Consider the following 14,132-nt stretch of genomic DNA (forward strand, 5'->3'; position numbering starts at 1 on the left):
GCGATGGCGCTGGCGCTGAAGGCGGTGCCGGATGCCAATGCCTCATGGACCGAAAGCGCCATGGTCAAGCACAAGCATGCCGATGTCGGCGTCGCCGTATCGATCCCCGGCGGCCTGATCACGCCGATCATCCGCAAGGCCGACGAAAAGACGCTGTCCACCATCTCCAACGAGATGAAGGATCTGGCCAGCCGCGCCCGCAGCCGCAAGCTGAAGCCGGAAGAGTATCAGGGCGGCACCACGGCGGTGTCGAACCTCGGCATGTTCGGCATCAAGGACTTTGCCGCTGTCATCAACCCGCCGCATGCGACCATTCTGGCCGTTGGTGCCGGCGAGGAGCGGGCAGTGGTCAAGAATGGCGAGATCAGAATAGCCACCGTGATGTCGGTGACGCTGTCGACCGATCATCGCGCCGTCGACGGTGCGCTGGGTGCCGAACTGCTCGTCGCCTTCAAGCGACTGATCGAGAATCCGATGGGCATGCTGGTCTAGGAAGGGAGAGGGCGGTGCGGATAGTCTTCACCAGCCTCTTCGCTTTCATCATTTTCGGATTCGCCGGTGGTCTGGTCTCTCAGCTGCTTGCGGTCGCAAGCCATGCGCAGGAAGAATATATTCTTGCGCGGCTTTTTTCCGACGCACCGACGATCATCAACTGGCGGGCCCTTTGCGCGATTGTCCTGTTCGTGCTGATCAGGCTCGGCCTCATCGGCTGGACGTTCTCGCAGCCGATCAGAAGACGCGGTTTGATCAACGCACAGGTGGGCGCATGAAGACGGTTCTTTGCTACGGCGACTCGCTGACCTGGGGCTACAATGCCGAAGGTGGCCGCCATGCGCTGGAAGACCGGTGGCCGAGCGTGCTGCAGGCTGCGTTAGGCGCCGGCGTGCAAGTGATTGCCGATGGCCTCAACGGCCGCACCACGGCCTTCGACGATCATCTGGCCGGTGCGGACCGCAACGGTGCAAAACTGTTACCAACCGTCCTTACGACCCATGCGCCGATCGACCTGATCGTCTTCTTGCTCGGCGCCAACGACATGAAGCCGTGGATCCACGGCAATCCGGTCGCGGCCAAGCAAGGCATCCAGCGGCTGATCGACATCGTGCGCGGCCACGACTATCCGTTCGACTGGCCGGCGCCGCAGATCCTGATCGTTTCGCCGCCTGCGGTCAGCCGCACCGACAACGCCGAATTCAAGGAAATGTTCGCCGGCGGTGACGAGGCTTCGACGCGGCTGGCGCCGCTCTATGCCGCTCTCGCCGATGAGGCCGGCTGCGGCTTCTTCGACGCCGGCTCCGTGGCGCAAACCACCCCGCTCGACGGCGTCCACCTCGATGCCGAAAACACGCGAGAAATCGGCGAAGCGCTGACGCCGGTCGTGCGCGTCATGCTGGAATTGTGAAGGAGAAGTACCGTGGCTGAGAACTACGACGTCATCATCATTGGCTCCGGCCCCGGCGGTTACATCGCTGCCATTCGTGCAGCCCAGCTGGGCCTCAAGACGGCGATCGTCGAGCGCGAGCATCTCGCGGGCATCTGTTCGAACTGGGGTTGTATCCCGACCAAGGCGCTGCTGCGTTCCGCTGAAGTGATGCACTATGCCGAGCATGCGAAAAACTACGGGCTGAAGATTGAAGGCACCGTCAGGGCGGACCTGAAAGCTGTCGTCGACCGTTCGCGCGGCATTGCGCAACGCATGAACGCCGGTGTCGGCTTCCTGATGAAGAAGAACAAGGTCGATGTCATCTGGGGCGAAGCCAAGCTGACGAAAGCCAACGAGATCGTCGTCGCCAAATCTTCCAAGAAGCCGATGGAGCCGCAGGCGCCGCTGCCGAAGAACACCAAGGGCGAGGGCACTTACACTGCCAAGCACATCATTATCGCCACGGGGGCCAGGCCGCGCGCACTGCCTGGCATCGAGCCTGACGGCAAACTCATTTGGACGTATTTCGAGGCGATGGTGCCGCCGGAGATGCCGAAGTCGCTTCTGGTCATGGGATCGGGTGCCATCGGCATCGAATTCGCCTCATTCTACCGCACCATGGGTGTGGACGTGACCGTGGTTGAGGTTTTGCCGGCCGTCATGCCGGTCGAGGACGCCGAGATTTCCGCTTTCGCCAAAAAGCAGTTCGAAAAGCAGGGCATGAAGATTCTGCTCGAGGCGAAAGTGGCGAAAGTCGAGAAGGGCGCGAACTCGATTACCGCGCATGTTGAGCTCAAGGACGGCAAGGTCGAGAAGATCACCGCCGACCGGATGATCTCTGCTGTCGGCGTGCAGGGCAATATCGAAAATCTCGGTCTCGAAGCCCTCGGCGTGAAGACGGAACGAGGCTGCATCGTCATCGACGGCTATGGAAAGACCAATGTGGCGGGGCTCTACGCCATCGGTGATGTCGCCGGCCCGCCGATGCTGGCCCACAAGGCGGAGCACGAAGCAGTCATCTGCGTCGAGAAGATCGCTGGCTTGCCTAACGTCCATCCCATGGACAAACTGAAGATTCCTGGCTGCACATACTGCAATCCGCAGGTCGCCTCGGTTGGCCTGACGGAGGCCAAGGCCAAGGCCGAGGGCAAGGACATCCGTGTTGGACGCTTCCCGTTCGTCGCCAATGGCAAGGCCATCGCGCTTGGCGAGGATCAGGGGCTGGTCAAGACCATCTTCGACAAGAAGACTGGTCAGTTGCTCGGCGCGCACATGGTCGGCGCCGAAGTGACCGAATTGATCCAGGGCTTTGTCGTGGCGATGAACCTGGAGACAACCGAGGAAGAGCTGATGCACACCATTTTCCCGCACCCGACGCTGTCGGAGATGATGAAGGAAAGCGTGCTCGACGCCTATGGCCGCGCGCTAAACGCGTGATAAATTGAAAGCGCTGGTACAGATGGAACCCGGCGGCAAGGTACTTCGTTTGCGGATGCATTTTCACCCATCACACAAGGAGAAGGCATATGCACCTGAATGGCGTCGGCTGGATTGCAGCCATCATCATCGGTGGCCTGGCAGGCTGGTTCGCCGAAATGTTCATGAAGAGCAATACCGGCATCTTCATGAACATTGTTATGGGCATCGTTGGCGCGGTCGTGCTGAACGCCATTCTGCAGGCTATCAATTTTGGCCCGTTCGGCGTCGGCTGGATTGCGTATCTGATCACGGGCTTTATCGGTGCCTGCCTGCTGATCTGGGTCGGACGCCTGGTGCGCCGTTAGTCGATATCATTCCCGCTATGCGACAAAGGCTGTTGCGGCATGCGCCGCGGCGGCCTTTTTCTTTGTGTTGAAAAGTCTTAGATGACGTTATGACAGCGGACGCCTGACGGGCGGTCGCGAATGAACCAGGTTCCCCGATGGTCACTGTCCTCGATACGATCGCCAACGCCCCGCGCCCGCGGCATCCGGAAAAGGCACACAAGCCTGACCAGGACGTGCTGCGCAAGCCCGACTGGATCCGCGTCAAGGCGCCAATGTCGAAGGGCTATGCCGAAACGCGCGAAATCGTGAAATCGCACAAGCTGGTGACGGTCTGCGAAGAGGCCGGCTGCCCCAACATCGGCGAGTGCTGGGAAAAGAAGCACGCCACCTTCATGATCATGGGCGAGATCTGCACGCGCGCCTGCGCCTTCTGCAACGTCGCCACCGGCATTCCGACAGCACTCGATCCCGATGAGCCGGCCCGCGTCGCACACGCCGTCAAGCAGATGGGCCTGACCCATGTCGTCATCACCTCGGTCGACCGCGACGATCTCGCCGATGGCGGTGCGCAACATTTCGCCGAGGTCATCCGCGCCATCAGGGCGGCAACGCCGTCGACGACGATCGAAATCCTGACGCCCGACTTCCTGCGCAAGGACGGCGCGCTGGAGATCGTTGTGGCGGCCAAGCCCGACGTCTTCAACCACAATCTGGAGACCGTGCCGTCGAACTATCTGACGGTTCGGCCGGGCGCCCGCTATTTCCACTCGATCCGGCTGTTGCAGCGGGTCAAAGAACTCGATCCGTCGATCTTCACCAAATCCGGCATCATGGTCGGCCTGGGCGAAGAGCGGAACGAAATCCTGCAGCTGATGGACGATCTGCGTTCGGCCAATGTCGACTTCATGACCATCGGCCAGTACCTGCAGCCGTCGAAGAAGCACCATCCGGTGATCCGTTTCGTCACGCCGGAGGAATTCAAGTCCTTCGAGACGATCGGCCGGACCAAGGGTTTCCTGCTGGTGGCGTCGAGCCCGCTGACGCGCTCGTCGCATCATGCCGGCGACGATTTCGCCCGGTTGCGCGCGGCACGGGAAGCGCTTCTCAAGAAATCAGCTTAACTAGCTGGTTTCATGCCAAAATTCGAAGCCACCCGTCGCGTATCCCACACACCGGAGCAGATGTTCGCGCTGGTCGCCGATGTCGAATCCTATCCACAATTCCTGCCGCTTTGCGAAGCGCTGACGGTTCGCTCGCGCAAGGAGCGTGACGGACGCACTGTGCTCCTCGCCGACATGAGCATTGGCTACAAGGCGATCCGCGAAACCTTCACGACGCAGGTGTTGCTGAAGCCCGATGAGAACACCATCGACGTGAAGTACATAGACGGCCCGTTCAAATATCTGAGCAATGTCTGGCGTTTCGAACCGGACGGCGCCGGCTGCGCCGTCCGCTTCTTCATCGACTACGAGTTCAAGAGCCGCATTCTGGGCGCGGTGATGGGCACCATGTTCGACCGCGCCTTCCGCATGTTCGCCGAGGCGTTCGAGAAGCGCGCGGATGTCATTTATGGTGCAGCACCCTCGGCCTGAGGCTGGTCAAGCGCACGCAAACCCAATTCCAGTGCGTGCCGTACGGTTTCCTGGCGGATGAAATCGCGCCCCTTGTCGGGAAACAGTTTGTGCTCGGCGGTCACGCTCTGGCCACCCAGCCCGACGCCGAACCAGACCAGGCCGACAGGTTTTTCCGCAGAACCGCCGCCAGGTCCGGCAATGCCGGTGACCGCCAGGGTCAGTCCGGCGCGCGAACGGGCAAGCGCGCCTGTTGCCATTTCGATCGCCGTCTCGCGCGAAACCGCCCCATGCGCCTCGAGCGTGGCGGGGGAAACACCGAGCATGTCCATCTTGGCTTCGTTGGAATAGGTGATGAAGCCGCGATCGACCACGGCGGAGGATCCGGCGATGTCGGTGAGCGCGGCGATGATCATGCCGCCGGTGCAGCTTTCCGCCGTCGCCAGCATGATGCCGCGCTTCTGGCAGGCTTGCAGCAGGGCATTTGCCAGATCGGTGTTGCTCATTCCGGCACCTCGCCGGGAAACACCACGCTGGCGGTGGCAATCGCCGCAATGCCTTCCTCGCGCCCGACAAAACCGAGCTTCTCATTGGTTGTCGCCTTGATCGAGATACGATCCGGTGAAATTGCCAGCATCTGCGAAAGGGTTGCGGTCATCGCCTCGCGATGCGGGCCGACGCGCGGCGCTTCGCAGATCAGCGTGATATCGGCATTGGCGATGCGGCCGCCGCGTTCGCGCACCAGTTTTGCCGCATGTTCGACGAAGATCCGGGACGCAGCGCCCTTCCACTGCGGATCGGAGGGCGGAAAATGGGTGCCGATGTCGCCGGCGCCGCAAGTCGCCAGCAGCGCATCTGTCAGGGCGTGCAGGCCGACATCGGCGTCTGAATGGCCGGACAGTTTCTTGTCATGAGGAATGGCGACGCCACACAGGGTGACATGGTCGCCGGGCTCGAAGGCGTGGACGTCGTAGCCATTGCCGGTACGGATGTCGGGAAAGCGCACGCGTTCGCCGGAAAGCCGCTGGTCCGCCATCGTAATATCCCGTGCCCAGGTGAGTTTGACATTGTCCGGCGAGCCCGGAACGATCTTGACCGGAATATGCGCCCATTCGGCGATTGCGGCGTCGTCGGTAAAATCCATTTTCCCCAGATGATGGGCCTTCTCATGCGCGGCAAGGATGGGCCAGAAGGGAAAGCCCTGTGGCGTTTGCGCCGCGTGAAGGCCGCTGCGCGAAACGGTTTCCTCAACCACGCCGGCGGCCGACTCGCGCTTCAGCGTGTCGGCGACGGGCAAAGCGGGCAACGCTCCCTCCCGCTCGCCGATGGCGGCGATGGTGCGGTCAATCAACTCCGCATCGACGAACGGACGCACGGCGTCGTGGATCAGAACCTGCGCCGGCGCGTAGCCTCTCAGCGCAAGCAATCCGAGCCTGACGGACTCCTGCCTGGTCGCCCCACCCATGACGGCTGTGACTCGCTCAGCGTTGGCGCCCGCCGCCTGCCGGAACAGCTCGTGGTCGTCGGCATGGATGGCGACGACAATCTCGCTGGTCTGCGGGTGCGCCAGAAAAATCTCCAACGTGTGTGCGATGACGGCAAAGCCACCAATGTGTTGATATTGCTTCGGCCCGTTGGCCTGTCCAGCGCGCGCGCCACGGCCGGCTGCAACGATCACCACCGCGACCTTGCCATCAGCACTCGAAACGTGATTTTCACTTGCGTCAGTCATTGCGGATTGGTCCTAGCGCACGATCCCGAAAAGTGTAATCGGTTTTCGGAAAGATCGTGCGCCAAGTATGAAATTCCAAAGCGTCCTTTGCGCGTCCTGAGGGACGCGCGGCGCTTTGGCCGCAGCCAGTCCCGAAGGCCAGCATTTTCCCAATTGCGCCTTAATGTGGCGTCATTCCGCGTTGCACATTGCCGCGGTTCTGGCTAGAGAATGTGCAACGAATGAACATGCTTGGTTTTTGTGCATGGTTAACTTGACCAAATTGGCCGCGCCGCTTGACGTCGGCGGCGTGAAAATCCGCAATCGCGTGTTCCTCGCGCCGATGTCGGGCATTACGGACGAGCCGTTCCGGCAGCGTGCTCACGCGCATGGCGCGGGCCTGGTCGTGTCCGAAATGGTGGCCAGCGGCGAGCTTGCCAAGGGCAGGGCCGGCTTCAACCTGCGCATACGCCACTCCGGCCTGCCCGTCCATATGGTCCAGCTTGCTGGCCGCGATGCGGCGCACATGGCGGAAGGCGCGCGAATTGCCGCCGGCGAGGGCGCCGACATCATCGACATCAACATGGGCTGCCCGGCAAAGAAGGTCACCGGTGGCTATGCCGGTTCCGCATTGATGCTGGATCTCGACCATGCACTGTCGCTGATCGACGCTGTTGTCGGCGCGGTCGAGGTACCGGTGACGGTCAAGATGCGGCTGGGCTGGGACGAAGGCGAACTCAACGCGCCGATGCTGGCGCGCCGCGCCGAGCAGGCCGGCGTCAGGATGGTGACCGTGCACGGCCGCACGCGCTGCCAGTTCTATCAGGGCAAGGCCGACTGGCGCGCCATCGCCCGCGTCAAGGAAGCCGTGTCCATCCCGGTCGTCGCCAATGGCGATGTTTCTTCGCCAGAGGAAGCCGCTGCCATTCTCGAGCAGTCCGGCGCCGACGCTGTGATGGTCGGGCGCGCGCACTATGGCGCGCCCTGGATCGCCGGCGGCATCGCTGCTGCAGCGGCGGGCGAGGCTGCGACCAACGTCCCGCAGAGCCCGACGGCACGGGCCGACTATGTAGTCTCCCACTATGAGGACATGCTGGCGCTCTACGGCGTCGAGAGCGGCCTGCGCCAGGCGCGCAAGCATCTCGGCTGGTATCTCGATCGTCGTGCCGGCGGTGTCGCTGACGATAGTCGAAAGGCCATACTGACCGCATTCGAGCCCGCGCGCGTCATTGCCTTGCTGCAGGATGTGTTTTCGCGCGATCCGCAACCCTTGAACCTGCGGAGCGCCGCATGAACGCCGCCGCCGGCCAGGGCGCTGAAATGGCGGATGCCGCCCAGATCGTGCTCAACACCATCCGTCGTCCGGTGATCATGATCAGCGATGAGGGGTACATCACCTATGCCAACGCCGATGCCGAGGATTTCTTCCGCTCGAGTGCGACGATGCTGGCGCGCAACACGCTGTCAAAACTCATTCCCTTTGGCAGCCCGCTGCTGACGCTTGTCGACCAGGTGCGCGAGCGTCGGGCCCCGGTCAACGAGTACCGCGTCGACGTGTCGTCGCCGCGCCTCGGCATCGAGAAGGTCGTCGACCTCTATGTCGCGCCGGTGCCGGAATATCCGGGCTCCGTCGTGGTGATGTTCCAGGAACGGTCGATGGCCGACAAGATCGACCGGCAGATGACGCATCGCGGCGCGGCGCGCTCGGTCACCGGCCTGGCGGCCATGCTTGCCCATGAGATCAAGAACCCGCTCTCCGGCATCCGGGGTGCTGCCCAGTTGCTCGAACTGTCCGCTTCCGACGAGGACCGCGCGCTGACGCGGCTGATCACCGACGAGACGGACCGCATCGTGTCGCTGGTCGATCGCATGGAGGTGTTTTCCGACGAGCGGCCGATCGATCGCTATCCCGTCAACATCCATGTCGTGCTCGACCATGTGAAGGCGATTGCTAAGAACGGTTTTGCCAAGAGAATCAAGATAATGGAGGATTATGATCCTTCATTGCCTCCGGTGTTTGCCAACCGCGACCAGCTCATCCAGGTGTTCCTCAACCTGGTCAAGAACGCCGCCGAGGCGATCGGCAGCGACCCGCAGGGCGAGATCGTGCTGTCGACCGCCTTCCGGCCCGGCATCCGTGTTTCCGTGCCGGGTACGCAGGATCGCGTATCGCTGCCGCTGGAGTTCTGCGTGCGCGACAATGGCTCCGGCGTCTCGGAAGATATTTTGCCGATCCTGTTTGACCCGTTCATCACCACCAAGCCGAATGGCTCTGGGTTGGGTCTTGCGCTGGTCGCCAAGATCGTCGGCGAGCATGGCGGCATCATCGAATGCGAATCGACGCCGCGCGGGACCACATTCCGCATCCTGATGCCGGCCTGGAAAGAAGCGCCATACGGCGCCAATGAAGACGGTGAAGGAGACCGCAAATGACCGTTCGCGGCAATATTCTCGTCGCCGACGACGATGCGGCGATCCGCACCGTACTCAACCAGGCGCTTTCGCGCGTCGGCCACGAGGTGCGCGTCACCTCCAACGCTTCGACGCTGTGGCGATGGGTGGCGGCGGGCGAGGGCGATCTGGTCATCACCGATGTGGTGATGCCGGATGAAAACGCCTTCGACATGCTGCCGCGCATCAAGAAGGCGCGGCCGGAACTGCCGGTCATCGTCATGAGCGCCCAGAACACCTTCATGACGGCGATCCGCGCGTCCGAAACCGGAGCCTATGAATATCTGCCCAAGCCGTTCGACTTGACCGAGTTGCTCAACATCGTCAACCGGGCGCTTTCCGAGCCGCGGCGGCCGAAGATCGATGTGCGGCCGGAAGAGCAGCCCGACGCGATGCCGCTGGTCGGCCGCTCTGCAGCCATGCAGGACATCTATCGCATGCTGGCGCGCATGATGCAGACCGATCTGACGGTGATGATCTCGGGCGAATCCGGCACCGGCAAGGAGCTGGTGGCGCGCGCGCTGCATGAATATGGCCGCCGTCGTGGCGGGCCGTTCGTCGCCATCAACATGGCGGCGATCCCGCGCGATCTGATCGAATCGGAACTGTTCGGCCACGAGAAGGGCGCCTTCACCGGCGCGCAGAACCGCTCGACCGGCCGCTTCGAACAGGCCGAAGGCGGTACGCTGTTCCTCGACGAGATCGGCGACATGCCGATGGAAGCACAGACGCGCTTGCTGCGCGTCCTGCAGCAGGGCGAGTACACGACGGTTGGCGGACGCACGCCGATCAAGACCGACGTGCGCATCGTCGCCGCCACCAACAAGGATCTGCGCACGCTGATCAACCAGGGGCTCTTCCGCGAGGATCTTTTCTATCGCCTCAACGTCGTGCCGCTGAGGCTGCCCGCGCTGCGCGAGCGCTCCGAGGATGTGCCCGATCTCGTCCGCCATTTCTTCAAGCTCGGCGAGATGGAAGGCCTGCAGACCAAGCGCATCTCGTCCGGCGGCATCGAACTGATGAAGCGCTATCCGTGGCCGGGCAATGTGCGCGAATTGGAAAATCTGGTTCGCAGGCTGGCAGCGCTCTATTCGCAGGACGAGATTTCCGCCGAGATCATCGAGGCGGAACTCAAGACCGGCGAACGCCCGGTGGTGCCGGGTGGCGGCAACCTCATTCCCGACGACCTGTCGATCGGCCAGGCGGTCGAGCACTTCCTGCAGCGCTATTTCGCCTCGTTTGCCGGCGATTTACCACCTGCCGGGCTTTATCAGCGCATCCTGTCCGAGGTCGAGTTTCCGCTCGTCCTGGCCTCGATGACGGCAACCCGCGGCAATCAGATCAAGGCCGCGGAATTGTTGGGGCTCAACCGCAACACTCTGCGCAAGAAGATTCGCGAACTCGGCGTCAACGTCTACAAATCATCGCGGCAGGGCTGAGCCCTGATCTGAGCGTCGGGCTCTTTTCGGGGGACGGCTCGCGAAAGATTTCCGTCTCGGTCACACTTGTTGCATAATCGCCACAATGCGTTGCATACATCCGACGCATTCATGGCTCTAGACGGCGACATGGCTCCGCAGGCACCGACAACAAACCAACCGCTTTTCAGCGAACCCGGCACGCGTGACGGGCGCCGGCTGCTTGCGCTGCCGGGCGTGGTCGCGGTCGTGGGGGCGTTGGTGACGGCGGCGATCTCGTTCACCATCCTTGTCGGCGCGACGCCGATCACACCCAACGAATCGACGACGCTGGCGCTGATCGCCCTCAACGCGGCTTTCGTCCTGTTCCTTATCGCGCTGGTCGGACGTGAAGTGCACCGCATCCTCATGGCACGCCGGCACGGCAAGGCTGCCTCGCGGCTGCACGTGCGCATCGTCGCCATGTTCGCTCTGGTCGCCGCCATTCCCGCCATCATGGTGGCGATCATCGCGTCGATCACGCTCGACATCGGCCTCGACCGCTGGTTCGAGATCCGCACCAAGACGATCGTCAATTCGTCGCTGTCGATCGCCGACGCCTATGTCCAGGAAAATGCCCGCAATCTCCAGGGCACGACACTGTCGATGGCCTATGATCTCGATGCGTCGCGCACACTCTACGGCCTTGATCGCACTGGATTTCTCGACCTGATGACCAAGGAGGCCGTGGGCCGGTCGCTGGCCCATGCGGCGCTGATCAAGCCGGACGGCTCTTTTGTCATGAGCGCCAAGACCGATACGGATTTCGCCATGCCCGAGCCGCCGGAAGGCGCCGTGTCCAGCGCTGCCGACGGCAAGCCGGTGCTGATCGAGCCGAAAACGCGCAACATCATGGGCGCCATCGTGAAACTGCGCGAGATCGAAGGGCTCTATCTCTACACCATTCGCCTCGTTGATCCCGAAGTGATCAAGGCGCGGCAGATCGTCAGGTCCAACACCGACGAATATCGCGGCCTGGAAGACAACCGCCGCACCTCGCAGGTGGCCTTCGCGCTGCCCTATCTGTCGCTGACGCTGATCATCATCCTGTCCGCCATCTGGACCGGCATTGCGGTTGCCGACCGTCTGGTGCGGCCCATTCGCCAGCTTATCGGTGCCGCCGACGAGGTGGCGACCGGCAATCTCGACGTTGCGGTTCCCGTCAGGCCATCCGACGGCGATGTCGCTTCGCTCGGCGATACGTTCAACAAGATGCTTCTGGAGCTGAAATCACAGCGCAACGAGATCCTGTCGGCCAAGGACCTGATCGACGAACGGCGCCGCTTCTCGGAAGCCGTGCTTGCCGGCGTCACCGCAGGCGTCATCGGCGTCGATCCCTACGGCATCGTTACCATCGTCAACCGCTCGGCCGAGGCGATGCTGGCCATCTCCGCCAGCGCCGCCCTTGGACAGAACCTTTCCGCCGTGCTCCCGCATGTCGGCCGCGTCTTCGAGATCGGCCGCAAGTCCGGCAAGCCTGTCTATCGCGAGCAGGTGACCTTCTACCGCGCCGGCGCCGAACGGACCTTCAACGTGCAGATCACCATCGAGGCCGGCGATGACGGCTCGGAGGAAAAATCCTATGTCGTGACGGTCGACGACATCACCGACCTGGTTCAGGCACAGCGCTCCTCCGCCTGGGCCGACGTGGCGCGGCGCATCGCCCATGAGATCAAGAATCCGCTGACGCCGATTCAGCTGTCCGCCGAGCGCATCAAGCGACGCTTCGGCAAGGTCATCACCGAGGACCGCGAGATTTTCGATCAATGCACCGACACCATCATCCGGCAGGTCGAGGACATCGGCCGCATGGTCGACGAATTCTCCGCTTTCGCGCGCATGCCGAAGCCCGAGATGAAAGCCATCGATCTGCGCGAATCGTTGCGCGAGGCCTCGTTCCTGGTTGAAGTCAGCCGCGCCGACATTGCTTTCGAGCGCGTATTCGGCAACGAGCCGCTCAAGGGCACTTTCGACAGCCGGCTGATGGCGCAGGCTTTCGGCAATGTGATCAAGAACGCCGCCGAAGCGATCGACGGACTGGAACAGAAGGACGGTTCGCACGGCATAATCCGGATTCAAGCCGGGCGCCAGAATGGAGCGATTCGCATCGACGTCATCGACAATGGCAAAGGCCTGCCGCGTGAGAATCGCCAACGGCTGCTCGAGCCCTATATGACCACACGCGAGAAGGGCACCGGGCTCGGTCTCGCTATCGTCAAGAAGATCGTGGAGGACCATGGTGGCAGGCTGGAACTTCATGATGCCCCTGCCGATTTCCACAATGGGCGCGGCGCGATGATCAGCATCATCCTACCGCCTGCGGCCGCTGCGTCTCCACCACGCAGCGAGAGCAGGTCGGAAAACGAAAGAGAAACTGAAAAGGTCGGTAATGGCGTCTGATATTCTCATCGTCGATGACGAGGAAGACATCCGTGAACTCGTCGCGGGCATCCTGAGCGACGAAGGTCACGAAACCCGCACGGCATTCGATGCCGACAGCGCGCTGGCGGCGATTGCCGACCGGGCGCCGCGGCTGATTTTCCTCGACATCTGGCTGCAGGGCTCGCGCCTGGACGGGCTGGCTTTGCTCGACGAGATCAAGACGATGCACCCGACCTTGCCCGTGGTGATGATTTCCGGCCACGGCAACATCGAAACGGCGGTCTCCGCCATCCGGCGCGGCGCCTATGACTTCATCGAAAAACCGTTCAAGGCCGACAGGCTGATCCTCATTGCCGAGCGTGCGCTCGAGACCTCGAAATTGCGGCGCGAGGTTTCCGACCTCAAGCTGCGCAGCGGCGAAACTTTCGACCTAATCGGCATGTCGTCGGCGATGAGCCAGTTGCGCCAGACCATCGAGCGCGTCGCCCCGACCAACAGTCGCGTGATGATCATCGGCCCGTCGGGCTCGGGCAAGGAACTGGCCGCGCGCGCCATCCACACGCTGTCGGCACGCAAGACCGCACCGTTCGTGACGCTGAGCGCCGCCAACATCACGCCCGAGCGCATGGAGATCGAGCTGTTCGGCACCGAATCGAACGGCGTCGAGCGCAAGGTCGGCGCACTCGAGGAGGCTCATCGCGGCATCCTCTACATCGATGAGGTGGCCGACATGCCGCGCGAGACGCAGAACAAGATCCTGCGCGTGCTGGTCGAGCAGCAGTTCGAGCGGGTAGGGGGCACCAAGCGGGTCAAGGTCGATGTCCGCATCATTTCCTCAACCTCGCAGAACCTCGAGGCGATGATCGCCGACGGCCGTTTCCGCGAGGATCTTTATCATCGCCTGGCGGTGGTTCCGGTCATGGTTCCGGGACTGGCCGAGCGGCGCGAGGACATTCCCTATCTCGTCGACAATTTCATGAAGCAGATCGCGCGCCAGGCCGGCATCAAGCCGCGCCGCATCGGCGACGACGCGCTGGCCGTCCTGCAGGCGCACAATTGGCCGGGCAACGTTCGCCAGCTGCGCAACAATGTCGAGCGCCTGATGATCCTGGCGCGCGGTGATGACGTCGATGCGCCGATCACCGCGGACCTGTTGCCGGCCGAGATTGGCGATGTCATGCCACGCACCCCGAATCAATCCGATCAGCACATCATGGCGCTGCCGCTACGCGAGGCGCGTGAGCAGTTCGAGAAGGACTATCTCATCGCCCAGATCAACCGCTTCGGCGGCAACATCTCGAAAACCGCCGAGTTCATCGGCATGGAGCGCTCCGCTCTGCACCGCAAGCTGAAGTCGCTGGGCGTCTGACA

Annotated in this window: 13 protein-coding genes and 1 pseudogene; 12 read left to right on the forward strand and 2 right to left on the reverse strand. The window is 62.5% G+C overall.

The window, feature by feature from the left end; translation table 11 throughout:
- From ASD12_RS35385 to ASD12_RS17800, 7 genes and pseudogenes are all read left to right on the forward strand, one after another.
- Positions 1 to 492: pseudogene (locus ASD12_RS35385) on the forward strand (2-oxo acid dehydrogenase subunit E2); the annotation flags it as partial.
- A 14-nt stretch (positions 493 to 506) separates the two neighbouring features.
- A complete protein-coding gene (locus tag ASD12_RS17775) occupies positions 507 to 770 on the forward strand; it encodes a hypothetical protein (RefSeq protein WP_056588699.1) in 264 nt (87 codons plus the stop codon).
- Positions 767 to 1,402, forward strand: a complete 636-nt coding sequence (locus ASD12_RS17780; RefSeq protein ID WP_056588702.1) for an SGNH/GDSL hydrolase family protein — start codon at positions 767 to 769, stop codon at positions 1,400 to 1,402. Before ASD12_RS17775 ends, ASD12_RS17780 begins: the two co-directional genes overlap by 4 nt.
- A 12-nt stretch (positions 1,403 to 1,414) precedes the next feature.
- On the forward strand, positions 1,415 to 2,860 hold the full coding sequence (gene lpdA, locus ASD12_RS17785) for a dihydrolipoyl dehydrogenase (protein WP_056588704.1): 1,446 nt from the start codon (positions 1,415 to 1,417) through the stop codon (positions 2,858 to 2,860).
- Positions 2,861 to 2,949: 89 nt separating this feature from the next.
- Complete coding sequence (locus ASD12_RS17790; protein ID WP_056588706.1) at positions 2,950 to 3,207, forward strand: GlsB/YeaQ/YmgE family stress response membrane protein; 258 nt, start codon at positions 2,950 to 2,952, stop codon at positions 3,205 to 3,207.
- Between the two features lie 137 nt (positions 3,208 to 3,344).
- On the forward strand, positions 3,345 to 4,310 hold the full coding sequence (gene lipA, locus ASD12_RS17795) for a lipoyl synthase (RefSeq protein ID WP_056588709.1): 966 nt from the start codon (positions 3,345 to 3,347) through the stop codon (positions 4,308 to 4,310).
- A gap of 12 nt (positions 4,311 to 4,322) precedes the next feature.
- Positions 4,323 to 4,781: a type II toxin-antitoxin system RatA family toxin gene (locus ASD12_RS17800; RefSeq protein ID WP_056588712.1), complete on the forward strand. Its 459-nt coding sequence runs from the start codon at positions 4,323 to 4,325 to the stop codon at positions 4,779 to 4,781.
- Here the strand turns inward: ASD12_RS17800 and ASD12_RS17805 are convergent.
- Positions 4,757 to 5,266, reverse strand: coding sequence for a CinA family protein (locus tag ASD12_RS17805; RefSeq protein ID WP_056588716.1), 510 nt, complete (start codon positions 5,264 to 5,266; stop codon positions 4,757 to 4,759). The genes ASD12_RS17800 and ASD12_RS17805 overlap by 25 nt on opposite strands.
- The gene (locus ASD12_RS17810; protein ID WP_056588719.1) at positions 5,263 to 6,492 is read right to left on the reverse strand and encodes a bifunctional 2-C-methyl-D-erythritol 4-phosphate cytidylyltransferase/2-C-methyl-D-erythritol 2,4-cyclodiphosphate synthase; all 1,230 of its coding nucleotides are present in this window, start codon (positions 6,490 to 6,492) and stop codon (positions 5,263 to 5,265) included. Before ASD12_RS17810 ends, ASD12_RS17805 begins: the two co-directional genes overlap by 4 nt.
- 244 nt (positions 6,493 to 6,736) lie before the next feature.
- Between ASD12_RS17810 and dusB the strand changes: the two genes are divergently transcribed.
- The 5 genes from dusB to ASD12_RS17835 all read left to right on the forward strand — a co-directional run bounded on the left by dusB (position 6,737) and on the right by ASD12_RS17835 (position 14,130).
- On the forward strand, positions 6,737 to 7,765 hold the full coding sequence (gene dusB / locus ASD12_RS17815; RefSeq protein ID WP_056588722.1) for a tRNA dihydrouridine synthase DusB: 1,029 nt from the start codon (positions 6,737 to 6,739) through the stop codon (positions 7,763 to 7,765).
- Positions 7,762 to 8,904: a nitrogen regulation protein NR(II) gene (locus ASD12_RS17820; RefSeq protein WP_056588725.1), complete on the forward strand. Its 1,143-nt coding sequence runs from the start codon at positions 7,762 to 7,764 to the stop codon at positions 8,902 to 8,904. Before dusB ends, ASD12_RS17820 begins: the two co-directional genes overlap by 4 nt.
- Positions 8,901 to 10,361, forward strand: coding sequence for a nitrogen regulation protein NR(I) (gene ntrC, locus ASD12_RS17825; protein ID WP_056588728.1), 1,461 nt, complete (start codon positions 8,901 to 8,903; stop codon positions 10,359 to 10,361). Before ASD12_RS17820 ends, ntrC begins: the two co-directional genes overlap by 4 nt.
- Before the next feature lie 129 nt (positions 10,362 to 10,490).
- Positions 10,491 to 12,779 (forward strand): PAS domain-containing sensor histidine kinase, encoded by a 2,289-nt coding sequence (locus ASD12_RS17830; RefSeq protein WP_056588731.1) that lies wholly within the window; start codon positions 10,491 to 10,493, stop codon positions 12,777 to 12,779.
- Complete coding sequence (locus ASD12_RS17835; RefSeq protein ID WP_056588733.1) at positions 12,769 to 14,130, forward strand: sigma-54 dependent transcriptional regulator; 1,362 nt, start codon at positions 12,769 to 12,771, stop codon at positions 14,128 to 14,130. The genes ASD12_RS17830 and ASD12_RS17835 overlap by 11 nt, the downstream gene beginning before the upstream one ends.
- The last annotated feature ends 2 nt before the right edge of the window (positions 14,131 to 14,132 follow it).

The sequence above is a fragment of the Mesorhizobium sp. Root102 genome, assembly GCF_001425625.1.
Taxonomy (GTDB): Bacteria; Pseudomonadota; Alphaproteobacteria; order Rhizobiales; family Rhizobiaceae; genus Mesorhizobium.